This window comes from Rhodopseudomonas pentothenatexigens (assembly GCF_900218015.1).
GTDB lineage: Bacteria > Pseudomonadota > Alphaproteobacteria > Rhizobiales > Xanthobacteraceae > Rhodopseudomonas > Rhodopseudomonas pentothenatexigens.
Window position 1 is genome coordinate 244695 of sequence record NZ_UFQQ01000001.1, and the last position, 25722, is coordinate 270416.

General features: G+C 65.8%; 30 protein-coding genes, 1 tRNA gene and 1 pseudogene. 5 read left to right on the forward strand and 27 right to left on the reverse strand.

What is annotated here, in order from left to right; translation table 11 throughout:
* Positions 1-93: 93 nt before the first annotated feature.
* The 9 genes and pseudogenes from DWA33_RS01135 to DWA33_RS01175 form a co-directional block, all read right to left on the reverse strand.
* On the reverse strand, positions 94-2364 hold the full coding sequence (locus tag DWA33_RS01135; RefSeq protein ID WP_114356280.1) for a TonB-dependent siderophore receptor: 2271 nt from the start codon (positions 2362-2364) through the stop codon (positions 94-96).
* Between the two features lie 288 nt (positions 2365-2652).
* Positions 2653-2948, reverse strand: a pseudogene (locus DWA33_RS01140) (TonB-dependent receptor); the annotation flags it as partial.
* Positions 2949-3388: 440 nt separating this feature from the next.
* Positions 3389-3466 (reverse strand) — tRNA-Pro (locus DWA33_RS01145).
* Between the two features lie 379 nt (positions 3467-3845).
* A complete protein-coding gene (locus DWA33_RS01150) occupies positions 3846-4565 on the reverse strand; it encodes a MerR family transcriptional regulator (RefSeq protein ID WP_114356281.1) in 720 nt (239 codons plus the stop codon).
* A gap of 13 nt (positions 4566-4578) precedes the next feature.
* Positions 4579-4935 (reverse strand): integration host factor subunit alpha, encoded by a 357-nt coding sequence (locus tag DWA33_RS01155; protein WP_114356282.1) that lies wholly within the window; start codon positions 4933-4935, stop codon positions 4579-4581.
* Positions 4936-5077: 142 nt separating this feature from the next.
* Positions 5078-6055, reverse strand: a complete 978-nt coding sequence (locus tag DWA33_RS01160) for a beta-ketoacyl-ACP synthase III (RefSeq protein ID WP_114356283.1) — start codon at positions 6053-6055, stop codon at positions 5078-5080.
* Positions 6052-7113 carry a phosphate acyltransferase PlsX gene (gene plsX, locus DWA33_RS01165; RefSeq protein ID WP_114356284.1) on the reverse strand — a complete coding sequence of 354 codons (1062 nt, stop codon included), beginning with the start codon at positions 7111-7113 and terminating at the stop codon, positions 6052-6054. The genes DWA33_RS01160 and plsX overlap by 4 nt, the downstream gene beginning before the upstream one ends.
* A 238-nt stretch (positions 7114-7351) precedes the next feature.
* The gene (locus DWA33_RS01170) at positions 7352-7918 is read right to left on the reverse strand and encodes a YceD family protein (RefSeq protein WP_114356364.1); all 567 of its coding nucleotides are present in this window, start codon (positions 7916-7918) and stop codon (positions 7352-7354) included.
* A 17-nt stretch (positions 7919-7935) separates the two neighbouring features.
* Complete coding sequence (locus tag DWA33_RS01175; RefSeq protein ID WP_114356285.1) at positions 7936-8472, reverse strand: ubiquinol-cytochrome C chaperone family protein; 537 nt, start codon at positions 8470-8472, stop codon at positions 7936-7938.
* Between the two features lie 108 nt (positions 8473-8580).
* Between DWA33_RS01175 and DWA33_RS01180 the strand changes: the two genes are divergently transcribed.
* Positions 8581-9066: an outer membrane protein assembly factor BamE gene (locus DWA33_RS01180; RefSeq protein ID WP_114356286.1), complete on the forward strand. Its 486-nt coding sequence runs from the start codon at positions 8581-8583 to the stop codon at positions 9064-9066.
* Between the two features lie 127 nt (positions 9067-9193).
* On the opposite strand, the gene DWA33_RS01185 is transcribed toward DWA33_RS01180, so the two are convergent.
* From DWA33_RS01185 to glyA, 11 genes are all read right to left on the reverse strand, one after another.
* Positions 9194-10057 (reverse strand): alpha/beta fold hydrolase, encoded by an 864-nt coding sequence (locus tag DWA33_RS01185; RefSeq protein WP_114356287.1) that lies wholly within the window; start codon positions 10055-10057, stop codon positions 9194-9196.
* 37 nt (positions 10058-10094) lie between these two features.
* Complete coding sequence (locus DWA33_RS25045) at positions 10095-10253, reverse strand: hypothetical protein (protein ID WP_167443097.1); 159 nt, start codon at positions 10251-10253, stop codon at positions 10095-10097.
* A 90-nt stretch (positions 10254-10343) separates the two neighbouring features.
* Positions 10344-10889: an REP-associated tyrosine transposase gene (locus DWA33_RS01190; protein WP_114356288.1), complete on the reverse strand. Its 546-nt coding sequence runs from the start codon at positions 10887-10889 to the stop codon at positions 10344-10346.
* Between the two features lie 222 nt (positions 10890-11111).
* The gene (locus tag DWA33_RS01195) at positions 11112-13232 is read right to left on the reverse strand and encodes a sodium-translocating pyrophosphatase (RefSeq protein WP_114356289.1); all 2121 of its coding nucleotides are present in this window, start codon (positions 13230-13232) and stop codon (positions 11112-11114) included.
* Positions 13233-13460: 228 nt separating this feature from the next.
* Complete coding sequence (gene thiL / locus DWA33_RS01200) at positions 13461-14432, reverse strand: thiamine-phosphate kinase (RefSeq protein WP_114356290.1); 972 nt, start codon at positions 14430-14432, stop codon at positions 13461-13463.
* A 236-nt stretch (positions 14433-14668) separates the two neighbouring features.
* Entirely contained in the window at positions 14669-15190 is a 522-nt protein-coding gene (gene nusB, locus DWA33_RS01205) for a transcription antitermination factor NusB (protein WP_181902379.1), read from the reverse strand.
* Positions 15191-15195: 5 nt separating this feature from the next.
* The gene (ribH, locus tag DWA33_RS01210; RefSeq protein WP_114356291.1) at positions 15196-15687 is read right to left on the reverse strand and encodes a 6,7-dimethyl-8-ribityllumazine synthase; all 492 of its coding nucleotides are present in this window, start codon (positions 15685-15687) and stop codon (positions 15196-15198) included.
* Positions 15688-15902: 215 nt separating this feature from the next.
* Positions 15903-16511 (reverse strand): riboflavin synthase, encoded by a 609-nt coding sequence (locus tag DWA33_RS01220; protein WP_114356293.1) that lies wholly within the window; start codon positions 16509-16511, stop codon positions 15903-15905.
* 11 nt (positions 16512-16522) lie between these two features.
* On the reverse strand, positions 16523-17692 hold the full coding sequence (gene ribD / locus DWA33_RS01225) for a bifunctional diaminohydroxyphosphoribosylaminopyrimidine deaminase/5-amino-6-(5-phosphoribosylamino)uracil reductase RibD (RefSeq protein WP_114356294.1): 1170 nt from the start codon (positions 17690-17692) through the stop codon (positions 16523-16525).
* Positions 17689-18171, reverse strand: a complete 483-nt coding sequence (gene nrdR, locus DWA33_RS01230; RefSeq protein WP_013502479.1) for a transcriptional regulator NrdR — start codon at positions 18169-18171, stop codon at positions 17689-17691. Before nrdR ends, ribD begins: the two co-directional genes overlap by 4 nt.
* Before the next feature lie 146 nt (positions 18172-18317).
* On the reverse strand, positions 18318-19616 hold the full coding sequence (glyA, locus tag DWA33_RS01235) for a serine hydroxymethyltransferase (RefSeq protein ID WP_114356295.1): 1299 nt from the start codon (positions 19614-19616) through the stop codon (positions 18318-18320).
* A 262-nt stretch (positions 19617-19878) separates the two neighbouring features.
* On the opposite strand from glyA, the gene vapB reads away from it, so the two are divergent.
* From vapB to DWA33_RS01250, 3 genes are all read left to right on the forward strand, one after another.
* Positions 19879-20112, forward strand: coding sequence for a type II toxin-antitoxin system VapB family antitoxin (vapB, locus tag DWA33_RS01240; RefSeq protein WP_114356296.1), 234 nt, complete (start codon positions 19879-19881; stop codon positions 20110-20112).
* Complete coding sequence (gene vapC / locus DWA33_RS01245; RefSeq protein ID WP_114356297.1) at positions 20112-20510, forward strand: type II toxin-antitoxin system tRNA(fMet)-specific endonuclease VapC; 399 nt, start codon at positions 20112-20114, stop codon at positions 20508-20510. The genes vapB and vapC overlap by 1 nt, the downstream gene beginning before the upstream one ends.
* Before the next feature lie 226 nt (positions 20511-20736).
* Positions 20737-21102 (forward strand): cupin domain-containing protein, encoded by a 366-nt coding sequence (locus tag DWA33_RS01250; RefSeq protein ID WP_114356298.1) that lies wholly within the window; start codon positions 20737-20739, stop codon positions 21100-21102.
* A 188-nt stretch (positions 21103-21290) separates the two neighbouring features.
* Here DWA33_RS01250 and DWA33_RS01255 read toward each other — a convergent pair whose 3' ends face one another.
* Positions 21291-21497 (reverse strand): hypothetical protein, encoded by a 207-nt coding sequence (locus tag DWA33_RS01255; RefSeq protein ID WP_114356366.1) that lies wholly within the window; start codon positions 21495-21497, stop codon positions 21291-21293.
* Between the two features lie 171 nt (positions 21498-21668).
* Positions 21669-22160, reverse strand: a complete 492-nt coding sequence (locus DWA33_RS01260) for a DUF305 domain-containing protein (protein ID WP_114356299.1) — start codon at positions 22158-22160, stop codon at positions 21669-21671.
* Between the two features lie 192 nt (positions 22161-22352).
* Between DWA33_RS01260 and yghU the strand changes: the two genes are divergently transcribed.
* Positions 22353-23231, forward strand: a complete 879-nt coding sequence (gene yghU / locus DWA33_RS01265; RefSeq protein ID WP_114356367.1) for a glutathione-dependent disulfide-bond oxidoreductase — start codon at positions 22353-22355, stop codon at positions 23229-23231.
* Between the two features lie 181 nt (positions 23232-23412).
* Here the strand turns inward: yghU and DWA33_RS01270 are convergent, their stop codons facing one another.
* The 5 genes from DWA33_RS01270 to ldtR form a co-directional block, all read right to left on the reverse strand.
* Positions 23413-23814 carry a group III truncated hemoglobin gene (locus DWA33_RS01270; protein WP_114356368.1) on the reverse strand — a complete coding sequence of 134 codons (402 nt, stop codon included), beginning with the start codon at positions 23812-23814 and terminating at the stop codon, positions 23413-23415.
* A gap of 42 nt (positions 23815-23856) precedes the next feature.
* The gene (locus DWA33_RS01275; protein ID WP_244601169.1) at positions 23857-24435 is read right to left on the reverse strand and encodes a DUF4142 domain-containing protein; all 579 of its coding nucleotides are present in this window, start codon (positions 24433-24435) and stop codon (positions 23857-23859) included.
* Between the two features lie 21 nt (positions 24436-24456).
* The gene (locus DWA33_RS01280; RefSeq protein ID WP_114356301.1) at positions 24457-24672 is read right to left on the reverse strand and encodes a hypothetical protein; all 216 of its coding nucleotides are present in this window, start codon (positions 24670-24672) and stop codon (positions 24457-24459) included.
* Positions 24673-24699: 27 nt separating this feature from the next.
* The gene (locus DWA33_RS01285; RefSeq protein ID WP_114356302.1) at positions 24700-24927 is read right to left on the reverse strand and encodes a hypothetical protein; all 228 of its coding nucleotides are present in this window, start codon (positions 24925-24927) and stop codon (positions 24700-24702) included.
* A gap of 209 nt (positions 24928-25136) precedes the next feature.
* Complete coding sequence (ldtR, locus tag DWA33_RS01290) at positions 25137-25655, reverse strand: transcriptional regulator LdtR (protein ID WP_114356303.1); 519 nt, start codon at positions 25653-25655, stop codon at positions 25137-25139.
* Between the last annotated feature and the right edge of the window lie 67 nt (positions 25656-25722).

Sequence of the window (25722 nt, forward strand, 5' to 3'; positions counted from 1 at the left end):
AGCCTGCCGGACGCGGCGGAGCTCCGCAAACGCGACGCATCCGCGCGCGTGCGAAGCGACTATCCGACCCGGCTGCAGTCTTCGACGTCGCGCCTACCAGCGATAGCGCAGCGTGCCGATCACCGTGCGTCCCTGGCTGAGATAGCAGTAGCCGGCATTGCACACCGCGATCTGCTCGTCGGCGATGTTGTTGGCGTTGACCTGAGCCTGGAACCCGGCGAACTGCCGTGCCAGCTTGCCGAGATCGTAGCGCATCGCCAGATCGACCAGCGTATAGCCGGCATTGCGATCGGTATTGGCGTTCGACGTCCAGGTCGAATCGATGTAGCGGACGCCGGCTCCGAGTCCGAGGCCGTCGAGCGGACCGTTCAGGAACGTATAGTTCAGCCAGCTCGACGCGGTGTGCCTCGGCGTCACCGCCGGCACCTTGTTCAATTCGCTGGCGACCGTCGTCTTGGTGATTTCGGCGTCGGCGAACGTGTAGGCCGTGACCGTCTCCAATTCCGGCGTCAGCCGCGCTCTGGCTTCGAGTTCGACGCCCTGAACGTGGATCTCGCCGACCGATGCGTAATAGGCGATGCCGTTGACGTAGCCGGCGAGCTTCGCCGCATTCTTCTCTCTGAGATCATACACCGAGGCGGTCAGCAGCACGTCGGAGCGCGGCTGATATTTGACGCCGCCCTCGAACTGCTCGCCTTCCGACGGGGCCAGCACGCTGCCGTCGATCGCCAGCGACGTCGACGGCTGGAACGAGGTGGCGTAGCTGACATAGGGCGCGACGCCGCTATCGAAGTGATACAGCAACCCCGCGCTGTAGGAGAATGCAGAGTCGTTGCGCTGGCCGGTGACCGCGTTGGTGTAAGTGTTGATCCGAGTCTGATCGGCCCAATCGTGCCTTCCGGCCAGCGACAGATGCCAGCCGCCGAACCGCATCTGGTCCTGCAGATAGAGCCCCACTTGCTGCTGGGTCGCACGCGAGCCGGAGGTGTAGGCGGGCGTCGCACCTGCGATCCCATAGGTCGGTTTGGTGATGTCCAACGCGTAGATCGCCTGCACGGCGCTGCCGCCGAACTCGAAGTCCCACACGTTGTGGTCGTAGTTCAAGCCGGCAAGCACCCGGTGCGCCACCGGACCTGTGACGAAATCCGCCTGCAGATTGTTGTCGGTCTGCCAGCTGGTCTGCTCGTCGCCGACCGCATAGGCGGCCCGATTGTAGATGGACGTGGTGGAGTTGGCGAAGCTGCCGCTGAGATAGCGCGAATCCGTCTTCAGATTGGAGAACCGCGTGTGCTGCCGGAACGTGAAGACTTCGTCGAACCGGTGTTCGAGCTTGTATCCGGTCTGCACCTGCTGCAGCTTCAAATAGTCGTATTTCGGATCGCTGGCGCGCAGATACTGGCCGTCGACGGTCAGCAATTTGCCGTTGCGATTGAGCGCGGCGACGCTGGCATCGGTTTCGTCTTTCTGCAGCAAGGCGTAGGTCGTCAGGGTGGTGTCGGCCGTCGGACGCCAGGTCAGCGACGGCGCCAGCATCAGACGCTGGTCGGCGACGTCGAAGTTGGTCTCGCCGCTGCGGGCGACCCCGACCAGCCGGTACAGCAGCGACTTGTCGGGATTGGCGGCGCCGCCGATGTCGAACGCGGTCTGAAACCGGTCGAATGTGCCGGCCTGAATCGCGATCTCGTTGACTTGATTGTCGACGGGAAATTTCGAGCGTCGATCGACCAGTCCGCCGGGCACCGATTGTCCGTACAGCACCGCCGCCGGGCCCTTGATGATTTCGACGCGGTCGAGCTGGTACGGCTCGGTGCGAAAGGTCGAGAAACCCGCCGGGAACTGCTTCAGCCCGTCGCGGAAGTCGCCGAGCGTCGTGGTCGCGAAGCCGCGGATGTAGATCTGATCGAACCTCGGATCATAGCCGAACGCGCCGGTGGTGACGCCGGCGGAATAGCGCACCGCTTCGGGAATGCTGGTGACGCCGCGATCGTCGAGTTCTTTCCGGTCGACGACGCTGACGGAACGCGGCGTATCGATCAACGGCGTGTTGGTCTTCGACGCCGAACTCGCCTGCCCGGCGACGTAACCATGATCGCCGGCATAGATCCGCTCGTTGACCGATGCGGTCGGCGCCGCCTGCGGCGGATTCCGCGCCGCCCGCGTGACTCGCGCCGCTCGCGCCGTCGTCCGCGAACTCGCCACCGGCGCGCTGCGAGCGCGCTGTTGCTGCTGTGGAGCGTCGACAGTCACGGCCGGCAGATTGGATTGCGCCCTCGCCTCGTGCGAGCCGTAGGTCGCCAGCGCGAGCAGGCTGACCGTGCAGAGCAGGAGAGTCTGCTTGATGGATTGTCGTGTCTGCAGCTTCATGTTCACATCCCGATGCTACCGGCTTCGCCAGCCTATTCGGTCGTGTTACCTCGGCACCGAGCGCAGCGCATCGTTCGCGGCGGTAGAATCTATCTAGAGGAGCCGCGCGAACTAACAGCGTGTGTTCAGAAACAATGGGACATGCTTCGCAACGATCAGCTCCGCGCCGAGACGATCTCTCGACGCATCATGATCGTGAGTGGGCATCGCCGATCGACCGCATCGAGCAGCCGGACGGTCTCCCGCGTCGCCGGGATCGCGGCGCGGGAGACCGACTTGCTCTCCGGCTCAGAAGTTGAACGTCGTCGACACCAGATAGGTGCGCGGCGCACCGAGACCGACCACGCCGCTGTAGCCCGAGGCGTAGTAGCCGAGGTTCTCGACGTTCTCGACCGCGGCGCGGATCACGATCGGCTTGCCGTTCCAGGGTGACAGGAAGGTGTAGCGCGCGCCGATGTCGAACCGGGTCCAGGACGGCAGCAACTGAGTGTTGGCGGCATCCACATAGGCCGCACCGGTGTGGATCGCCCGCCGGTCAGAGTGAAGCCATCGATGAACGGCACGTCCCATTCGGCACCGAGATTTGGTGACGAGGTTGATGCTGCCGCCGACCGCGCCGAGCGGCATCAGGCCGTTGAGCATGCTAGCTGGCTTTCAGGGCGCGTGTCATCGCGCGGGCGCAAGCCGGCGATGCGGCGAAGGGATCCTGTTGGCCGCGGTTTGAATAGTTCTGAGAACTGTTACTTCAAGGCGAGCAACATCCGCACGATCGCCTATCGATTGTGATCGCAAAAAAGGAGACGATCGTGTCGTGCGGGCTCCGCGACGGATCAAATTCGCCCTGCGATGGGCACGCTCTGGATCGATCGACGCGCCACAGGCCAAGACTGCGTCAGGCCGTCCCCGGCTCGATGCCAAAGCTCGCCGGCGCCCAATGCGGGCGCCCCCCGCACCACCATGTCGATTGGAAAATATGCTCAATCAGCCGATCGGTCTGCGATCGGCGCGCAGCGACGGCTGCGAATGGTCGGAGCGAAAGGATTTGAACCTTCGACCCCTAGTCTCCCAGACTAGTGCGCTAACCGGGCTGCGCCACGCTCCGATGCCATGTCGGCCCTGATGCTGTAGCGGCGATCAGGCGTTCGCGCAAGCTGCGGAGGATCAATTCGGGGAGGCTGTTTTCCGGAGAATGCCGCGGTGAAGCCGGGCGGCCCGATCGGCCCGTCGCCTATGTGTATCGCCGACTGTTCCGACGTGTCCTAAGCGTCCTGCCCGGCGGGTCACGTCTGCAGGGCCATAGCCCCTACGGCGCGGCGAATGCCCGGGGATTCCCGTCTTGGCTGCAGCCCCCGTCCTCAAATGCTCTCGTCCACGCGCATTCGTGGATGGCCGGCGACAAGCCCGGCCAGGAACGAAAATGACGGCTGTCCTTGAGTTTAAAGGCCATGCTTGAGATCATGGCTCAGGACGTCCGCCTGCCTTCAGGCGTCCTTGATCGCGGCGTCGAGCAGTTCTCGGCAGGCGATCAGATCGCTCAGGGCGGCGCGCAGCGGGGCGAGATCGACCGGCGGCTGCGATGGCGGCGCCTTGGCGGCGGGGAACTCGAGCGGCGGCAGATCGAACCGCGGTGCCCTGCCCGGCGCAGCCACGACCGGCGCCGGGGCGACGGCAAAATCGTCGTCGTGGTCGTCCTCGTGATCATCAAAGTGCGGATCATGGCGCGGCTCGGCGACGATCATACGGCGCGGCGCGGCCGGCGCAGGACGATGATCCGGCTCGGCCATTGCGGCGTGCAGATCCAGCCCCTCGTCCTCGCCGTCGTAATCGTCGTCATCGGCATCGATGCCGCCCGGGACCGGCTCGAACTCTTCATCCTCGGCGACGGAGCGGGTGATCGCCGCCTCGACCGCGCCGAAGCTGGCGTGAACCTCGGCGTCGGCCAGCCGCTGCACCGATTTGATGCCGTGCTCTTTCAGGATCCGCTGCACGCCGCGGATGGTGTAGCCCTCGCCGTACAGCAGCCGGCGGATGCCCTTGAGCAGATCGACGTCGTCCGGCCGGTAGTAGCGCCGGCCGCCCGACCGCTTCATCGGCTTGATCTGCGCGAACCTGGTTTCCCAGAACCGCAGCACGTGCTGCGGAATGTCGAGCTCGGCTGCGACCTCGCTGATCGTTCGGAATGCGTCGGGCGCCTTGTCCAAGGGCCGGCTCCCGTCAGGCGCCAGAAGCGGTCTGCGCGGTGGTGTCGTCGGCTTCTGCGGTCGTCGCCGGCGCCGCGCCATTGGCGTTGATCCGCTGCTTCAGGATCGCCGACGGCTTGAACACCATCACCCGCCGCGGCGAGATCGGCACCTCGGTGCCGGTCTTCGGGTTGCGCCCGATGCGCTGCCCCTTCTGCCGCACCAGAAACGAGCCGAACGACGACAGCTTCACCGTCTCGCCGCGCTCCAGGCAGTCGGTGATCTCTTTCAACACCAGTTCGACGAATGCCGACGACTCCGTGCGTGACAGCCCGACCTTCTGGTAGACCGCTTCGCATAGATCGACACGTGTGACTGTTCGTCCGGCCATCGCCTGCCCCACCTCACGGCGAAAGAAAATCCGCGCTGAAATTAAGAGGTTAACAATCGGCGGTCAACAGCGCCGCGTCCTCAAGCGTCTCAAAATTAGCACCGAACGCCATGGAAATGCTGCTAAAATTTTACGCGCAGAACTACCAGCGGAGCAGCGCGGCGCCCCAGGTGAAGCCGCCGCCCATCGCTTCGAGCAGCACCAGATGGCCCTTCTGAATGCGGCCGTCCTGGACCGCAGTGCACAACGCCAGCGGAATCGAGGCCGCCGAGGTGTTGCCGTGGCGGTCCACGGTCATCACCACTTTCTCCGGCGCGATGTGCAGTTTCTGCGCCGAGGCGTCGATGATCCGCTTGTTGGCCTGATGCGGCACGAACCAGTCGACATTGTCGGCGCTGGTGCCGGAAGCGTTGAAGGCGTCGACGATCACCCCGGTGATCATGCCGACCGCGTGCTTGAACACCTCTTTGCCTTCCATCCGCAGATGGCCGACGGTCTGGGTGCTCGACGGGCCGCCGTCGACGTAGAGCTTGTGCTTGTGCCGGCCGTCCGAGCGCAGATGCGTGGTCAGCACGCCGCGGTCTGCCGAAGTGCCCCAGCCCTCCTGCGCCTCCAGCACGATCGCGCCGGCGCCGTCGCCGAACAGCACGCAGGTGCCGCGATCATTCCAGTCGAGGATGCGGGAGAAGGTCTCGGCGCCGATCACCAGCGCCCGCTTGGCGGAGCCGGCGCGCAGGTAATTGTCCGCAGTGGCGACCGCGAACACGAAGCCGGAGCACACCGCCTGCAGGTCGAAGGCGACGCCATGGGTCATGCCGAGCGCGGCCTGAACCTGCACCGCGGTCGCCGGGAAGGTGTGGTCGGGGGTCGAGGTCGCGAGCACGATCAGATCGATCTGATCGGCGGTCAGGCCCGCATTGTCGAGCGCCGCCTGAGCGGCCTTGGTGGCCAGATGCGAGGTGAATTCGCCGTCGGCGGCGATGTGGCGCTCGCGGATTCCGGTGCGCTGGACGATCCACTCGTCCGAGGTGTCGACGGTCCGGGCCAGTTCTTCGTTGGTGAGAACCCGCTCCGGCAGGTACGCGCCGCAGCCCAGAACGACCGAACGAATCACCGTCACGAGACAGCCTCCTGGGCGCTCGGCGTCGCGACCAACGCGCCGGCATCACGGTTGAGCGTTTGATTGATCTTGGTCAGGAGATCGTAGCGGACCATGTCATAGCCAACATCGACCGCCGAGGCAAAGCCCTCGGCATTGGTTCCGCCGTGGCTCTTGACCACGATGCCGTTGAGGCCGAGGAAGACCCCGCCGTTGGATTTATTGGGGTCCATCTTGTCTTTGAGCGCCTTGAAGGCGTCGCGCGCGAACAGATAACCGATCTTCGACCGCCAGGTCCGGGACATCGCGGCGCGAAGATACTCGGCGAGCTGACGGGCAGTGCCCTCCGCCGCCTTCAGCGCGATGTTGCCGGCGAAGCCTTCCGACACGATCACGTCGGCGGCGCCCTTGCCGATGCCGTCGCCCTCGACGAAGCCGATGAAGTCGAACCGCGGCGAGTTCATCGCACGCAACAGTTCGGCGGCCTCGCGCACCTCGTCGCCGCCCTTGATTTCCTCGACGCCGATATTGAGCAGCCCGACCGTCGGCCGCTCCAGATCGAACAGCACGCTGGCCATTGCCGCGCCCATGATGGCGAGCGCCTTCAGGTGCTGTGCGTCGCCGCCGATCGAGGCGCCGAGATCGAGCACCACCGAATCGCCGCGCATCGTCGGCCAGGTCGCGGCGATCGCGGGACGGTCGATGCCCGGCAGCGTGCGCAGGCAGAACCGCGCCATCGCCATCAGCGCGCCGGTGTTGCCGGCCGACACCGTGACGTCGGCCTCGGCCTTCTTCACCGCCTCGATCGCCTGCCACATCGACGATTTGTAGCGGCCGCGCCGCAACGCCACGCTCGGCTTGTCGTGCATCGCCACCGCGACGTCGGTGTGCACGACGCGCGACGCCTTGCGCAGCGCCGGGTGCGCGGCGAGCTCTTTCTCGATCAGCTTGGCGTCGCCGTACAGAACGAATTCGACGTCCGGATGCCGCCCGAGCGAGATCGCCGCGCCGGGGATCACGACGGACGGGCCGAAATCGCCCCCCATTGCGTCGAGCGCGATTCGAACTTTCTGAGGCATGGGCGTTCCGGAAGCCTGATCGCCTGCGACCTTGAAGCGCTTGGCCGTGGACTCAAAAAAAGCCCCGTCGGGGCGGTGAAAAGCGTGCAGCGCTGCACACCGATTTGGCCGGACAATAGCCGTTCTCCGCTCCGATACAACATCTTGATCGGGCAGATTTAAGTCGCATTTCGTAGCGTGCGCGCATCAGTTTTTGCCGCGAACCCGCCGCCTCTGTGGCACCCCGGACGGAGCCCGCTCAGTCTTTCTTCGTCTTGCGCGGCGGCGCGGCGTCCGCCGGCTGTTGCAGCGCTTTCAGCGCCGCGAACGGGTTCATATCGGGATCGTCGCGGTCGACGACCGGCTCGAACACCGCGTCCGGCTTACGCGGATAAGGGTCGAGTCCGAGATACAGCGCGTCGGTGGCGACGCGGCCGATATCGATGATGCCGCGTTCGATCGCCTCCGGCGGATCGCTGGGATCTGGCTCGCCGTCGTCGTCGACCGAATCGGCAAGTTCGCGAATCTGCTCCGGCGGCAGGAAGGTGAGATCGACCGGCTCGTCGACGACGTTGTCGACCGGATCGAGCGTCACCACGCAGGTCTGCGTGACCTTGGCGCGCACCCGGCCGGTGACCTGGACACGCCCGTCGGCAAACGGCTTCAGATCAAAAGACGCAGTCGCCTCGGCGACGCCGCGCAGGTCGCCGAGCGCGCTGATCGCCTCGCGCTCCGCGGCGCTCGCCGTGATGTCGCGGTGCAGCCCGGTCTCCGGAATCTGCAGCACCACCACCGGCACGCTCCATGGATTGTCCTGGCTCGCCATCATCGAAAGTCCTCGTCTCAAGCCGCCGGCGGCGGAAACGGCAGCTCGCCGCTGCGCAGCCTGGCCGGCGGCACCGCATCGAGCGCGGCGATCGCCTGGCCGACATAGACCGCCAGCCGCCGTGCATTCTCAATGTCGGCGCCGTCGAGAACGTTCCGGTTCAGCGCCAGCTCGAGGTCCTCGCGGCCTTCGGTCAGCGCCAGATCGTAAGCCGCCGAGCGGCCGTAGAACGCCTCGCCGAACGCCTGCATCCGCTTCGGCACCGAGAGGTCGCCGACCCCGAGTTCGCGCAAATTGGCGTCGAGATCGCTGCAGAAATAGTCGAACAGCGCCTGAGCGAACGGCGACGCGTCCTGGACACTGCGAATCCGCCGCAACACCAGCCAGAGATGCACCACCAGCATCTCGAATCGGCCGTTGACGGTGTCGGCGACGCCGAATTGCTGGTAAAATACCGGCAGGCGCGACTGCGCCACGATCGTGCCATAGATCGCTTCAATGGTGCCGCGCGGCGGCGTCCGGGGCGGACGGAGCAGATTGAACGGCCAGATCATCGCGGGTTCCAGGTCCGGGCCCGTCAGGGCCTTTCGGGATTGCTTTCCGAGTTCCTGCCCGGTACGTCAACGCCCTGCGCGATGCAAGGGGATGGGGCCAGCTCCCGAATGAGTATTTCGATCGACCGACGCGGGCGCGCCGACGCGCTGCGAAGCCGTTTCTCACTGCCGCGCAGCCTCGGCCTTGCCGTGGCGCTGACGCTGGTCGGCGCCGGCATGGGCGCCTGCACCTCGGAGCAATTCCAGAAGGGCTACATCCTGCCCAACGGCGCGCTCGAGCAGATCCCGATCGGCGCCAGCCAGGATCAGGTGCTGCTGGTGATGGGTACCCCGTCGACGGTGGCGACGCTGGACGGCGAGGTGTTCTACTACATCTCGCAGCGCACCGAGCGTGCGGTGGCGTTCATGCCGCAGAAGGTGATCGACCAGCGCGTGATCGCGATCTATTTCGACAAGAACCGCCAGGTCCGCCGCATCGCCAATTACGGCCTGCAGGACGGCAAGATCTTCGACTTCATCAGCCGCACCACGCCGACCTCCGGCCAGGAGATGAGCTATCTGGCGCCGCTGTTCCGCTTGATCAGCTTCCGCTGAGGCGGAGGCGGATCGACGCAATGGTTGTTGATGGGTTTGATGGGTTTCGCTTGCGCTCAACCCATCCTACCTGAGCCGTCGTAGGATGGGTTGAGCGCAGCGATACCCATCGACGAAGCGCCGCCGGCTACGCAAGCCCTTTGTCCCGCGCCCACTCGGCGATCGTCGCGTTCACCTCGTCGGGCGCATCCTGCTGGACCCAGTGCGAGGCGCGGGGCAGCTTGCGCAGGGTGAAATCCTCGACGAACTGCTCGTTGCCCTCGGTCAGCTTGATATCGAGCGCGAGGTCGTTCTTGCCCCAGATCATCAGCGTCGGCACGGTGATCACCGGATTGCTGCCGGCGCCGCCGGCCAGCCCGGAGAAGTTGGCGCGGTAGTAATTCAGCATTGCGGTGGCCGCGCCCGGCTGGACAAGGTTGCGGCGGTAAATCTCGATCTGCTCGCTGGGAATGTGCTCGCTGTGGCTCCTGAACATCTTCACCAGCGGTGCGCCGCCGTTGCGGGTCAGCAGCCATTCCGGCAGCCACGGCAATTGGAAGAACGCGACGTACCAGGAGCGGCGGCGCTGGGTCCAGCCGCGGCGCAGCTCGCGGGCGAACACGTCGGGATGCGGCGCGTTGAGAATGACCAGCCCGTCGAGATGCACCTTGCCGCGCAGCGCGACCTGCCAGGCGATCACGCCACCCCAGTCGTGGCCGATCAAGATACGGCGTTTGCCGCCGAGCGCGGCGAACAGTGCCGCGACATCCTCGGTCAGATGCTCGATCGAGTACGCGGCCTGGCCCTGCGGCCGCGACGAGCCGCCGTAGCCGCGCAGATCTGGCGCCGCCACCCGCCAGCCGAGCTCTGCCAGGAACGGGATCTGCCGGTGCCACGACTGCCGAGCCTCCGGAAAGCCGTGCAGCAGCAGCGCGACGGTGTCGCCCTGCCCCGCGATGTCGACCGCAAAGCGCAGACCGTTGGCTTCCAGCATCGTCGTGTCGATCGCCATGCGCCGAACTCCCGGCCGGAAAAGGCCGATCTTACACCTATGATTTGTCCTTGTTGATCTTCTTGACCTTGGCGTCGGTCGCCTCGATCGAACTCGCCAGTTCGAGAATCGCCTTCGACAGCAGTTCGACGGCTTCCTTCTGGTCCTGCGATTTGGCCGCGCGCAGCGCGTAGTTTTTGGCGGATGACAGCGACATGAGGGCTCCTGTTGTTGTGTCGGCCTTAGCTGCTGCTTGATGTAGCAGACACGCGGAATTTGTAGGATGGGTTGAGCGCAGCGAAACCCATCAGCCCGGCGGATATCGCTCGCCGCAATCAACCTGCATCTCTCGAACGTCCCCACCCCAATCGCGCGGATAGACGCCGCTGCGCACCATCGCTCTGAACGACGAATACGGCCAGTCGATTACCCGGCCGACATAGCCGTGCTTCACGGGGTTGAAATGGATGTAATCCGCATGAGCGGCGAAATCGCGCTCATCTCGGAGAGTATGTTCCCAGAACCGACGCTGCCATAGTCCGCGCTCCGCCCTGGCGGCGCGACTCGAGGAGATCAATTCGATCGCGGGCAGTCGCCGGGAAAATGCAGACTTGAGCAAACGCCACCGTGTCGAATAGTCGGTGTCCCCCTGGGGTAACGTCCAGATTGCATGGAGATGATCGGGCAGCACGACAATCGCGTCGATTGCGAAAGGATGCCGTTTCCGCACATACCGGCATGCGGCTCGAAGCTCCGCAATGTGGTCGATCAGTAGTGCAGACCGGCGGTCGTGCAAGTTCACCGTGAAAAAGAAGGTGCCGCCGGCTACGAAATTGCGCCGATACGAGGTCATCGAAGCCCCACACGCCAAGCCCGTAGGATGGGTTGAGCGTAAGCGAAACCCATCGAAGGAGCAGCCGAAGAATCCGTCGAAGTTGCGAGGCGCTGACGATTGCCAGCATACTGAGAAAGCGATGGGTTTCGCTACGCTCAACCCATCCTACGACGTTTCCGCAAAGCAAAAGCCCCGCGACTCGCGCCGCGGGGCTTGATGTTGGACCAACCGGCCTGCCGCTTAGTGCGCCAGGATCGCCAGCAGCAGCAAGGCTACGATGTTGGTGATCTTGATCATCGGGTTCACGGCCGGCCCCGCGGTGTCCTTGTAGGGATCGCCCACGGTGTCGCCGGTCACCGCGGCCTTGTGGGCGTCGGAGCCCTTGCCGCCGTGGTGACCGTCCTCGATGTACTTCTTGGCGTTGTCCCAGGCGCCGCCGCCCGAGGTCATGGAGATTGCGACGAACAGGCCGGTGACGATGACGCCGAGCAGCATCGCGCCGACCGCCGAGAATGCCGCCGACTTGCCGGCCGCGCCGCCACCCGCGATCGCGTAGATCGCGAAATAGACGAAGATCGGCGACAGCACCGGCAGCAGCGACGGGATGATCATTTCCTTGATCGCCGCCTTGGTCAGCAGGTCGACCGCCTTGCCGTAGTCCGGCTTGTCGGTGCCCTTCATGATGCCCGGCTTCTCGCGGAACTGGCGACGCACTTCCTCAACGATCGCGCCGGCGGCGCGGCCGACCGCGGTCATGCCCATCGCGCCGAACAAATACGGCAGCAGGCCGCCGAACAGCAGGCCGACCACGACGTAGGGGTTGTTCAGCGAGAAGTCCGGGGCGACGCCGACGAAGTACGGCGACTTCTGCGCAATGAAGAATTTGAGGTCTTCATTGTAGGCCGCGAACAGCACCAGCGCGCCGAGACCCGCGGAGCCGATCGCGTAGCCCTTGGTGACCGCCTTGGTGGTGTTGCCGACGGCGTCGAGCGCGTCGGTCGACTTGCGGACTTCCTTCGGCAAGCCGGCCATTTCGGCGATGCCGCCGGCGTTGTCGGTGACCGGGCCGAAGGCGTCGAGCGCGACGATCATGCCGGCCAGCGCCAGCATGGTGGTGGTGGCGATCGCGATGCCGAACAGGCCGGCAAGGCTGTAGGTGATCAGGATGCCGGCGATGATCACGATCGCGGGCAGCGCGGTCGCTTCCATCGAGATGGCGAGGCCCTGGATCACGTTGGTGCCGTGGCCGGTGACCGAGGCCTGGGCGATCGACTTCACCGGGCGGAAGTCGGTGCCGGTGTAGTATTCGGTGATCCAGATGATCAAGCCGGTGACGGCGAGGCCGACGACGCCGCACAGGAACAGCGACATGCCGGTGTAGCTGACGCCCGGCAGCTGGCCGAAGCCGACCAGCCACCAGATCGCGGCGCCGACGCCGACCAGCGACAGCACGCCGGTGGCGATCAGGCCCTTGTACAGGGCGCCCATGATCGACTGCGAAGCGCCGAGCTTGACGAAGAAGGTGCCGGCGATCGAGGTCAGGATGCAGATGCCGCCGATGGCCAGCGGCAGCGTCATCACGCTCTGCAGCTGGTCGGGCGTGGCCGAACCGAAGAAGATCGCGGCCAGCACCATGGTGGCGACCGCGGTCACCGCATAGGTCTCGAACAGGTCGGCCGCCATGCCGGCGCAGTCGCCGACATTGTCGCCGACGTTGTCGGCGATCGTCGCCGGGTTGCGCGGATCGTCTTCCGGAATGCCGGCCTCGACCTTGCCGACGAGGTCGCCGCCGACGTCCGCACCCTTGGTGAAGATGCCGCCGCCGAGACGGGCGAAGATCGAGATCAGCGAGGCGCCGAAGCCGAGCGCGACCAGCGCATCGACCACGGTGCGGCTGTTGGCCTGCAGACCGGCGAAGTGGATCAGGTAGATGAAGTAGAGGGTGACGCCGAGCAGCGCGAGACCGGCGACCAGGAGGCCGGTGATCGCGCCGGCCTTGAAGGCGAGCTCGAGGCCGCCGGCGAGCGAGGTGGTGGCCGCCTGCGCGGTGCGGACGTTGGCGCGCACCGACACGTTCATGCCGATGAAGCCGGCCGCACCCGACAGGATCGCGCCGATCGCGAAGCCGATCGCCACGAGGATGCCGAGGAAGTAAGCGAGCAGCGCGAAGATCACCACGCCAACGATGGCAATGGTCATGTACTGGCGCTTCAGATAGGCCTGCGCGCCTTCACGCACCGCGCCCGCGATTTCCTGCATCCGCGCGTTGCCCTGGTCGGCGGCGAGCACCGACGAGGTCGCCCAGATGGCGTATACGATCGATAGCGCTCCGCAGAGCACAATCACCCATAGTGCTGTCATACCTGATTGCCTCAGTCCCGAGTTTCACCCCCGTGCCAGCGCTGCGGGAGCGGCGCGGGCGCGCAACAAGACGGCCTGCCCTCTTGCGGGGCAGCCTCAAATCGCGGCGGACCTTGCCAAAATCACAGGTGCTCCGCAATCGCTGCGAAGGGACTAAGCTCGGCTTTTCCGCTTACCTTCGGCAAATTCCAGCGACCTTCCCTACGCCGGAATACCTGTGACTAAGCGTCAGAAGTGGCTGAAAGACAGCTTATTCAGCGAGATATCGCGGGCGTCGGCGTCGAGCCAGCGCGGCGCTGCGGTTCCTTGTTGTGCAACGCCGATGACAGTCACCTGCACTCGGCTGCGCTGCGCCGCAGCAAGGAACTGATCGATCTCACTTTGTGCAACGCCGCAAAGCAGTTCGTAGTCGTCGCCGCCGCCGAGCACGCGGCCGAGTCGCGCAGCATCGGTTCCGACCATGGCGCGGGCGGCGTCCGACAGCGGCACCGCGTCAGCTTCGAGCGTCGCGGTCACGCCGGACGCGGCGCACATCTTGGCGAGGTCGCCAGCGAGTCCGTCCGAGATGTCCATCGCCGCGCCGGCGTGATCGCGCACCGCCGACGCCAGCGCCAGCCGAGGCTGCGGATGCCGATAACGATCGATCAGGAACGCACGGTCGGAATCGCTCGCCGCGGTCGCCTTGCGCTGCAGCAGATCGAGCCCGAGCGCGGCGTCGCCGATCGTGCCGGTGACGACGATCCGGTCGCCGGGGCGCAGGCCGTCGCGCGGCACCATCCGGCCGGGCGGGACCCGACCGAGCGCAGTCACCGAGATCATCATCGGTCCGGGGGTCGACACCGTGTCGCCGCCGAGCAGCGGGCAGCGGAACGCCGCCGCATCTTCGCCGAGCGCAGCGGCGAACGGGGCGAGGAAGCGTTCGTCGGCCTGGCGCAGCGCCAGCGTCAGCAGGAAGCCGGCCGGCTCGGCACCCTTGGCGGCCAGATCGGACAGATTGACCCGCAGCGCCTTGCGGGCGATCGCCTCGGGCGGATCGTCCGGCAGATAATGCACGCCTTCGACGATCGCGTCGGTGGTCAGCACCAGATCGCTGCCCGTCGCCGCCAAGACGGCAGCGTCATCCACCAGCCCGCGCGCGCCCGGATCAGTGGCGAGCGGCTTGAAGTATCGCGCGATCAGATCGTCTTCACCGGAGGGCATGGCACTGGAGCAGTTCTGTCTTTGATAGGATCGGGACCGCGTTTCGGAGTGCTCACAACAGGCAGAACCTCATGGTGAGGAGGCGCGAAGCGCCGTCTCGAACCATGCGCAGCAGGCGGATGCGGCTCCTCATCCTTCGAGACGCCCGGCTTTGCCGGGCTCCTCAGGATGAGGACTTTAGGCCCCTTGGCAAGCCTAGCAGAGCCCGACGCGACGCTGCGACCTCAAGGCCGTGCTCAGCGCGTGAACTCGTCCTCGCGGAACCGGCGGGCGATCTGATCGAGCACGGCGTTGACCATGCCGGTCTCGTCCTTCTCGACGAAGGCGTGGGCGACGTCGACATATTCGGAGACGACGACCCGCGCGGGGATGTCCTTGCGGTGTTCGAGCTCGTAGGCCCCTGCCCGCATCACCGCGCGCAGGATGGCGTCGATCCGCGCCAGCGGCCAGCCCTTGGAGAGCAGATCGTCGATCAACGGATCGATCTGCTTCTGATCGCGGACCACGCCGGCGACGATGTCGCGAAAGAACGCGGCTTCGGCGGGCAGATACTGCTCGCCCTCGACCTCGTTGCCGATCCAGAAGCTCTCGAACTCGGCGAAGGTCTCGTTGATGCCGGCGCCGCCGATGTCCATCTGGTACAGCGCCTGCACCGCGGCGAGCCTCGCCGCGCCGCGACGGTTGGCCTTGCGCTCGCCTTTCGGCGCCACCTTTTTGGGGTCGGGCTTCCTGAACGCGGGTTTGTCGATCTCGGCCATCGGCATCACGCCTTCGCCAGCCGGCGCTTGATCCGCAGCATCGCCAGCGCGGCACGCGCGGCGTCGCCGCCCTTGTTGAGGTCGCCGGGCTTGGCCCGCGCCCAGGCCTGCTCGTCGGTGTTGACGGTGATGATGCCGTTGCCGAGCGGAAACTTTCGCGCGACGCTGAGGTCCATCAGGGCGCGCGCCGATTCCATCGACACGATCTCGAAATGGATGGTCTCGCCGCGCACCACGCAACCGAGCGCGATCGCGGCATCGTAAGGCTTGCCGGCGGCCTCGGCGGCATCGATCGCGATCGCGACCGCGGCCGGGATCTCCAGCGCGCCCGGAACAGTGAGGACGTCGTGGGTGGCGCCGGCGGCCTTCAGCTCGGCAACCGCGCCGTCCAGCAGCGCGTCCTGGATGTCGTCGTAGAACCGCGCCTCGACGATCAGGACGCGCGCGCCGGAAACGTCGGTCTGGTCTTTCAGGGGTGCGCGCCGCGCGTCTGCCATGTGTCGCTTCTTCTTCGGTCGGTTGTCTGCATCTCGGCCAGTACGGACCTCATCCTGAGGAGCGGCCCATTGGCCGCGTCTCGAAGGATGAGCGCCGCGAAGCTCATGGTTCGAGACGGCGCTTCGCGCCTCCTCACCATGAGGGCCTGCGGGTTGTAGGCGGAGGCCGGCGCAAAGCCAAGCCCGCGCATGACGTCCTCGTCCGTGTCTGCCGCCTATTTCGTCTCGCTCAGCCGCGCCGCATAGCGCGCCATCAGGTCGACCTCGATATTGACCTCGCTGCCGACCTGCCAGCCGCCGAGGATGGTGGCGGACAGGGTGTGCGGGATGATCAGCACCGAGAACCGGGTGTCCTCGACGGTGTTCACCGTCAGCGAGGTGCCGTCGAGCGTCACCGAGCCCTTCGGCGCAATGAACCGGGCGAGCTCGCGGCTGGTGTCCAGCGTGAAGCGGGCCATGTCCGGCAGCTCCTCGCGTGCCACCACCTGGGCGATGCCGTCGACATGGCCGGTGACGATGTGGCCGCCGAGTTCGTCGCCGATCTTGAGCGCGCGCTCGAGGTTGAGCCTCGTGCCGGCGGTCCAGGCCTTCGCGGTGGTCTTGGCCAGCGTCTCGGCGCCGGCATCGACCTCGTACCAGGTCTTGCCGCCCTCGACGCCGGAGCCGACCACGGTCATGCAGATGCCGTTCGAGGCGATCGAGGCGCCGTCCACGATGGTCGACTGGTCGTAGGCGCAGCGGATCCGCAGCCGGTGCAACTGGCCCTGCGCGACCGGCTTGACGGTCTCGATCTCGCCGATGTCGGTGACGATGCCGGTGAACATGGAATGCCTTCTTAGTTCGGGTCGTAGATGGTGAGCGTATCCGGGCCCACGCGCTCGGTGCTGCGAACGCGCCAGTGGGGCGAGTCGGTGATTGCCGTGAGCGGCAGGCCATCCAGCGCGTCGAGGCCGTCGGCACCGATCGCAGCCTCGCTGCGCCACAGCCAGATCTCGTCGGCCAGCCGCTGCGTCACAAAGGCCGCGGCGACACGGGCGCCACCTTCGACCAGCAGGCGGGTGACGCCTTTTTCCGACAGCGCGTGCAGCACCGCCGGCAGATCCAGCCCCGGCGCGGCGGCACAATCGGCCACATGGACCACCTCGGCACCGGCGGCACCGAGCCGCGCCGCGGTGGCGGCTTCGGCAATTTCGGAGGCCATCAGCCACAGCGGCGTGGTTCGGGCCGAATGCAGCAGCTTGCTGGTGGCCGGAATCCGCAAGGATCGGTCGAGCACCACCCGGATCGGCGACTGCGCCGTCATCCCGGGAAGCCGGCAGGTCAGCTCCGGATCGTCGGCAAGGACAGTGCCGATCCCGACCAGCACCGCATCCGAACGGGCGCGCAGCAGGTGGGTGCGGGCGTTCGCCGCCTCGGCGGTGATCGCGACCGGCTGATGGCCCGCTGCCGCGATCTTGCCGTCGGCCGAGACTGCGAGCTTCAGCGTCACATGCGGACGGTGGGCGCTGATCCGCAGCAGGTGGCCGGCGTGGTCGCGGGTCGCCTCCTCGGCGCAAACGCCGATCTCGACCGCGATCCCGGCGGCGCGCAGCCGGTCGTGGCCCTGGCCGCCGACCAGCGGATTGGGGTCCTCGATCGCCGACACCACCCGGGCGATGCCGGCGGCGATGATCGCATCTGCGCAGGGCGGCGAGCGGCCGTGATGCGAGCACGGCTCCAGCGTCACGTACAGCGTGGCGCCGCGCGCCGCCTCGCCGGCGCGGCGCAGCGCCTCGACCTCGGCATGGGGGCGGCCGCCGTCCTGGGTCCAGCCGCGGCCGACAATGACGCCGTCCTTGACCAGCACCGCGCCGACCGCCGGGTTGGTGCCGGTCCGCCCCAGCCCGCGCCGACCGAGCGCCAGCGCCAGCTGCATGAAGCGGCGGTCCGCCGCCTCACCGGCTTTGGCCGCCTTCTCGGTGGCGAGCTTGTTGCCGATCTGCTCCTCCAGGATGCGGAAGATCATTTGCGGACCAGCGCCGCCCTCGCCTCGTCTTCGTGCGACAGTTCGCCGAGCACGGCCTCGAAATCCTTGGCCTCACGGAAATTGCGGTACACCGAGGCGAACCGGACATAGGCGACGTCGTCGAGCTTGCGCAGGTGCTCCATCACGCTCTCGCCGATGATCTCCGACGAGATCTCGGCCTCGCCGCCGCTCTCCAGCTCGCGCACGATCGCCGACACCATCTGCTCCACCCGCTCCGGATCCACCGGCCGCTTGCGCAGCGAGATCTGCACCGAGCGCACCAGCTTGTCGCGGTCGAACGGCACCCGGCGGCCGTTGCGCTTGATCACGATCAGCTCGCGCAGCTGCACCCGCTCGAAGGTGGTGAAGCGGAAGTTGCAGGCGATGCATACCCGCCGTCGCCGGATCACCGAGGAATCCTCGGTGGGCCGACTGTCCTTCACCTGGGTATCGAGGCTGTTGCAGTTCGGGCAGCGCATCGCGACGCGTCCTCAGTGACCTCCGAGGGGATCGGTCCCTCACCTTTCGTCATGGCCGGGCTCGTCCCGGCCATCCACGTCTTCGTACCGCTGCCACGCCGTCAAGACGTGGATGGCCGGCACAAGGCCGGCCATGACGGGGCTGTTTACTGATAAATCGGAAACCGATCCGTCAATTCCTTCACCCGCTGCTTCACCGAGGCTTCTACCAGCGGCGCGCTGCCGTCCGGCGATTGTGCAATGGCGTTCAGCACTTCGGCGATGAAGTTGCCGACCTGCTGGAACTCGGCGACGCCGAACCCGCGGGTGGTCGCCGCCGGGGTGCCGAGGCGCAGACCGGAGGTGACGAACGGCTTCTCGGGGTCGAACGGGATGCCGTTCTTGTTGCAGGTGATGCCGGCGCGGACCAGCGCCTTCTCCGAGACGTTGCCTTTCAGCCCCTTCGGCCGCAGGTCGACCAGCATGAGGTGGTTGTCGGTGCCGCCCGAAACCAGATCGAAGCCGGCGCCGCGCAGCGTTTCCGCAAGCGCCTTGGCATTTTCGACGACGTTCTTCGTGTAGACCTTGAAGTCGGGCTGCAGCGCTTCCTTGAACGCCACCGCCTTGGCGGCGATGACGTGCATCAGCGGGCCGCCCTGCAGACCCGGGAAGATCGCCGAGTTGAACTTCTTGGCCAGCGCCTCGTCATTGGTGAGGATCAGGCCGCCGCGCGGGCCGCGCAGCGACTTGTGGGTGGTGGTGGTGACGACATGGGCGTGCGGCACCGGCGAGGCATGGACACCGCCGGCGACGAGGCCGGCGAAATGCGCCATGTCGACCATGAAATACGCGCCGACGCTGTCGGCGATCTCGCGGAAGCGCTTGAAGTCCCAGGCGCGCGGATAGGCCGACCCGCCGGCGATGATCAGCTTCGGCTTGGCCTCTTCGGCGAGCTTGGCGACCGCATCCATATCGATCATCTGGTCTTCACGGCGCACGGTGTAGTGTACCGGCTTGAACCACTTGCCGCTCATGTTGACCGGCGCGCCGTGGGTCAGATGGCCGCCGGCGGCGAGATCGAGGCCCATGAAGGTGTCGCCGGGCTGCAGCAGCGCCAGGAACACCGCCTGGTTCATCTGGCTGCCGGAGTTCGGCTGGACGTTGGCGAAGCCGGCGCCGAACAGCTTCTTGGCGCGCTCGATCGCCAGATTCTCGGCGACGTCGACGAATTCGCAGCCGCCGTAATAGCGGTTGCCCGGATAGCCCTCGGCGTACTTGTTGGTCATCACCGAGCCCTGCGCTTCCAGCACCGCGCGGCTGACGATGTTCTCGGAGGCGATCAGCTCGACCTCGTGGCGCTGGCGGCCGAGTTCGCCGCGGATCGCAGCGGCGATCTCGGGATCGGCCTGCTCGAGCGAGGCGGAGAAGAAGCTGTCGGGCGCGGAGGCGGGGTTGGCTGTGCTCATGGGAAAAGTCTCCACCGTCGCAGCCGGTTCATCGGATGCGAGCGGTTACAGGATAGCGGTTCGGAAGCGGCGGCTGGGCCATAGCACATCCGCCCCCGCCGGCCAAGGACGCCGCCACATTTGCGGCCATGCGCCTCAGTCAGACCCAGATATGGTGGATGCGAGGGGTTTGCAGGAGGCGCTGCCGGGACCGCTTCCATTGCGGTGATCGAGGCCAGGCGTTATGTATATCCCAATTGGATATCCCTATTGGAGTGTGGCCATGGCGAGTTCGACCGTCTTCACCAGCAACCGCAGCCAAGCCGTCCGCCTGCCCAAGGCTGTCGCCTTCCCGGACGGAGTGCACAAGGTCGACATCCTCAAGATCGGCCGCAGTCGCGTGATCGTGCCGCATGGCCAGCGCTGGGACGACTTTTTCCTGAACGGCCCGCGCGCCAGCGACGACTTCCTCAGCGAGCGCGAGCAGCCCGCCGCCGATGAGCGTGAGCCGCTGTGATGCTCACCTACATGCTGGATACCAACATATGCATCTACGTGATCAAGAACCGGCCGCCGTCCCTACAGGACAAGTTCAACGAGCTGGCCGAGCAGCTTTGCATCTCCAGCATCACCCTCGGCGAACTGATTTACGGTGCGGAGAAGTCAGCCCGCCGAGTCGAGAACCTCGACACGATTGCCAATTTCACAGCACGCCTCGACGTCCTCCCCTTTGCCGAAAAGGCCGCGGCGCATTACGGCCAGCTCCGCGCCGAACTCGAACGCGCCGGCACGCCCTGCGGCGCCTACGACATGCAGATCGGCGGTCACGCCCGCAGCGAGGGACTGATCGTCGCCACCAACAACATGCGGGAGTTCGCTCGGATGCCGGGAGTAAGGACGGAGAATTGGGTGTGAGACTCGTAGCCCGCATGAGCGAAGCGACATGCGGAATTGAAGGCTTTTGGAAAGCCCCGCATTTCGCTTCGCTCATGCGGGCTACTTGCTCACCGGCGACGCGATGCGGGCTTGATCGCTGGCTGTCTCCCGCCTAGTTGTGCCACAGTTGGCCGGAGCGGGCGCACATCGCATCTTCCGTGATGCTATAGCTGCCCAACAAGGCCTCAGCAACAGGGAGCGCCGAATGATCCAGCAAGGGACGATCGCCACGAAGTTCTCGGCGTTTTCGGAGCAATGGCGCCCGAAGGTGATCGCCAGCCTCAACGGCCAGGAGCTGAAGGTCGTCAAGGTCCAGGGCGTGTTTCCGTGGCACCTGCACGAGGATTGCGAGGAGATGTTCCTGGTCTGGAAAGGCCGCTTCCGCGTCGAGTTTCGCGACCATGTCGTCGAGATGGGCCCCGGCGACTACATCGTCGTGCCGCGCGGCGTCCAACACCGCACCGCAGCCGACGACGAAGCCGAAGTGATGATCTTCGAACCCGCCGAAGTCCGCAACACCGGCAACGTGGTAGACGACACCTTCACGGCGCCGCAGGGGGTGAGAGTTTGAGGTGTGATAATCAGGTGTTGCTGACGAGAAGCGCTCTGACACATCAGCACGCCTGAATTGCCGAGACTCTGAACTCTTGCAAGTCGATCTGGACAAGTGCATTGCGAGCGAGCTTTGCGAGTTCGTTGGCTACGGCGACGATTGCCTCGGCGCATTCGCAACCCCCAATCCGGGCTGCCGAGCTGCGCTCACAGCGTCTCCTGCTTCGCCCCGCATTCCTTGCAGACGTAGGCCACGCGGCTGACGCCCTTTGGGGCCTTGACCTTGTTCGGGGCGCCGCATTTGCCGCAGGTGGTGTTAATCACGGTGTCGCCCTGCTTGACCGTGACGTTGCGGGTCGCCATCGCCTCGCGCATCAGCCGTTCGGCCTCTTCGCGCATCGCCTTCTTGTCCATGTCGTCCATCGTCCATTGTGTCGTTGCCCCGCGTTGTAGCGCAGCGCGATGACGGCGGTCGCATCAAATCCGCCGCGCCGTGCGAAAATCGGTGGGCAGTCGCCGATCAGGACAACAATCCGGGGCCTCCGGTCCGTCAGGACGCGGTCGCGGGCGCCGCGCCGCCTCGCCTCAGCGCTTGTCCGGCGGCGGCAGGTCGGGTGCGTCGTCCGGCGGCGGGTTGCGTTCGAGCTCGCCGATCAGGGCGGTCATCTCGGCGATCTCCCGGACCTGCGTCTGCCAGATGGCGTCGGCGAGCTTGCGGACGCGCGGATCGCGGATGTGGGCGCGTTCGCTGGTCATGATCGCGATCGAATGATGCGGGATCATCGCCTTCATGAAGGCGACGTCGCCGACCGTGTCCTGACTGCGCACCAGATACAGCGCCACCGCGAACACCACCACGCTGCCGGCGACGATGCCCCAATTGGCCGTGCGGCTGCGATACATCGACCACATGAAGCCGAGCATGATCACCGCCATCACCGCGCCCATCACCAGCGCCATCCAGGTCCGGGTCTGGCTGTACCAGACGTGGTCGAGCGCATATGTGTTGAGATACATCAGGCCGAACATCACGACCGTCGAGGTCGCGATCATCGCGGCAAATCGGGCGTAGGACACTCGTCGCTCCTGTCATCGGAGTGGAGCTAAACAGCGGCGGCCGCGATGGTTCCTCGGCAGCCGCGGCCTGAAGGCGGCGTCGGGGCGTTCCGGCGCATGGTCCCGCTGCCGATGGCTCTTGCAAAGCGCGCGGGGCTCGCCAATGTCTGCTGTCCCACCAACCACAATCCGAACCTCAATCCGGAGCCTTGCATGACCGACGCCCCCTACACGCCGCCATCCGTCTGGACCTGGGACAAGGAAAACGGCGGCAAATTCGCGTCGATCAACCGGCCGATCGCCGGCCCAACCCACGACAAGGAACTGCCGGTCGGCAAGCATCCGCTGCAGCTGTATTCGCTGGCGACCCCGAACGGGCAGAAAGTGACCATCCTGCTCGAGGAGCTGCTGGCGCGCGGCCACAAGGAAGCCGAATACGACGCCTGGTTGATCAAGATCGGCGACGGCGACCAGTTCTCGTCCGGCTTCGTCGGGGTCAATCCGAACTCCAAGATCCCGGCGCTGCTCGACCGCTCGGTGACCCCGCCGCTGCGGGTGTTCGAATCCGGCTCGATCCTGCTGTATCTGGCCGAGAAGTTCGGCGAGTTCATCCCCAAGGATCTGGCCGGCCGCACCGAATGCCTGAACTGGCTGTTCTGGCAGATGGGCTCGGCGCCGTATCTCGGCGGCGGCTTCGGGCACTTCTACGCCTACGCGCCGGAGAAGTGGGAATACCCGATCAACCGCTTCGCCATGGAGGTGAAGCGGCAGATGGACGTGCTCGACCGCCGGCTGGCCGAGACCGAATATCTGGCCGGCGCCGAATACTCGATCGCCGACATCGCGGTGTGGCCGTGGTACGGCGGCCTCGTCAACGGCGTGCTGTACGGCGACAGCGCCACCTTTCTGGATGTGGCAAGCTACAAGAATGTGCAGCGCTGGACCAAACAGATCGGCGCTCGCCCGGCGGTGAAGCGCGGCCGCATCGTCAACCGCATCAGCGGCGAGCCGTCGAGCCAGCTCCACGAACGCCACGACGCCGGCGATTTCGACACCAAGACGCAGGACAAGCTCGAGGCCGCGAAGTCGTAAGGGGCGTCACAAAACGGACCGCGTCAGCGCCCTCTCCTCACCCGCGTCATTCCGGGGCGCCGCGCAGCGGCGAACCCGGAATCCCGAGATTGGTCAAGCGAGCGTTTCCACAAGCTCGGGATTCCGGGTTCGCTCACTGCCGTGAGCGCCCCGGAATGACGGGCTGGAAGGCCGCGCCGCCCTACACGCTGTGCCGCGGGCTCGCGACCCTGCCCTGGTTGGTCGCAATGCCCATCTCGAAACTGTCGGCGATGCGGCGGGCGCGGATGATGAACTCGGCCGCCACCTCCGGGGTGAACAGTTCTGTCGCGGTCGCTTCGAACAGCTTCAGCCAGCGGTCGAAGTGCTCCGGCGCCAGATTCAGCATCAGATGCGGCCGCATCGGCCGGCCGCCGTAGCGCCCGGTCTTCAGCAGCATCGACGACCAGAAATCCGTGATCTGGGCGATGTGGTGATCCCAATCCTGCACCGCGCGGTCGAAAATCGGCCCGATCACCGAGTCCTCCCGGGCGCGGCCGTAGAAGGTCCGCACCAGAAGCGCGATCTGCTCGTCGTTCAGAATGTCCGAATGCGCGATGCTCATGATGCCGATGTAGGCCACGTCGCGGCCGCGCTCAAGCCGCCGTCAGCCGGCGATGCGGTCTTCGCGCATCTCGCGGCCTTCGAGCATCTCCAGGTCGCGCTCCAGCAGCGGCAGTTGCTCGGCGGCGAACCGGCGGATCTGGTCGTTGTCCGGATGCAGCAGGTAGCGCCGCATCACGTCGACGGTCCGGTGGAATTCCTGGATCTGCTTGGCATGGAAGTCGGCGATAAATCGCCGGCCGACCGCACCGCGCAGGCCGGCGAGTTCGTTGCTGAGGATCACATTGGGCTGGTTCGGAAGGTCGATCGACAGCAGCGTGAAGGTGTTGAGCTTGACCACCTGCTGGTCGCGTTCGCGCGCCAGCCGCGCCTGCGCGAAGGCGTATTGCCGCAGCGAGTCGTCGCCACGGGCATCCGCCAGCCCCGCCGCCTGCACCTGAAACATGTTGAACTGGTGCAGATAGCGCAGCACGTCGGCGGCGTTCGGCGGCCACCCCACCAGTTCCTTGATGCCGACGGCTTCGATCAGGGAATGCTTGCGCGGAGTCTCCGCGGTGGCGATGACGCCCGACATGATGACGACGGCAGGCAGGATCGCAACCAGTCCCGCGATCAGCCGCATCATCATCCGTGCACCGCCGAGCTACATCCCCGTGTAGCCAGCTTTCACCGGATCGTTGCTGCCGTCAAGCTCGCGCAAATAGACCAGGCCGCACACCGTCAGGCGGTTGTCGTCGGTCTCGCCCGCCTCGACCAGCGTGCGGATATAGCTTTCGACCTTGGCCTTGGCATTCTCGGCCGCTTCCTGGGTGGTCAGCAGGCCGTAGGTCTGGATCACGCGATCGATGGCGCGTTGCATGGCGTCTCCTTGATGGGGCGGCATTGATCAGGCGGCGAGCTTGGCGGTCTCGAAGTTGCTGATCGCCTTGTTGGCGAGCCGGATCGGATGAGTCTCGCCGCGCTGGAACAGGCGCACGATCAGTTCGAGAAGCGCGTCGTTGGTCGCGGTTGTGTCCGCAATCGTGCCGGTGCGGCGCAGGTAGTTGGCCGCAATGTCGTACGCTTTTCCGATCGTATCCACGTTCATCACTCGGAGCCCTCGTTCGATCAGCATCGCCCTCTCCCCGCTGTCGAAACGACAAGTCGCGAAGGCCGCAATGGTTCCCGACGGTTCCGGCGATATTCGCGGCGCAAAACAAATCGGCCTCCCTTGCGGGAGGCCGAGGACGACAGGTCTGGAGAACCGACAGCGCGCGGGCCTGCTTCCTGGAGCAGCGGCTCGGCGGTTCGCCGGCCGGCGTTGGCGCGCATCTTCGGACGGCGTTACAGCCGATACAGGATCTGGTCGGTCCAGAACCGCTCGAGGCGGTGCAGCGACTTGTTCAGCGTGGCGAACTCCTCGCTGGAGATGCCGCCGACCTGCTCCACCGTCTTGACGTGCTTCTGGTACAGCGCCTCGACGATGTGGCGGACTTCCTGACCCTGCGGGGTCAGCCGGATCCGCACCGAGCGACGATCGACCCGCGACCGCTGATGATCGAGGAATCCGAGCTCCACCAGCTTCTTCAGATTGTAGGAGACGTTGGAGCCGAGATAGTAGCCGCGGGTGCGCAGCTCACCGGCGGTCAGCTCCTTGTCGCCGATGTTGTAGAGCAGCAGCGCCTGCACCGAGTTGATATCGGCGCGGCCGCGGCGGTCGAACTCGTCCTTGATGACGTCGAGCAGCCGGCGGTGCAGTCGCTCCACCAAGGTGAGTGCCTCGAGATAGAGCGGCTGGACCGGCGTGTTGGCTGCTGCTGCGGGTGCGGAGGTTTCCGCCGCCGTGGCGACTGCTTTGATCATGACACTTCCCCTGTCGTCTTTTTTGATCGACTTATTCGACGAAACTTCTGTCTCGTCTGATAGGTCC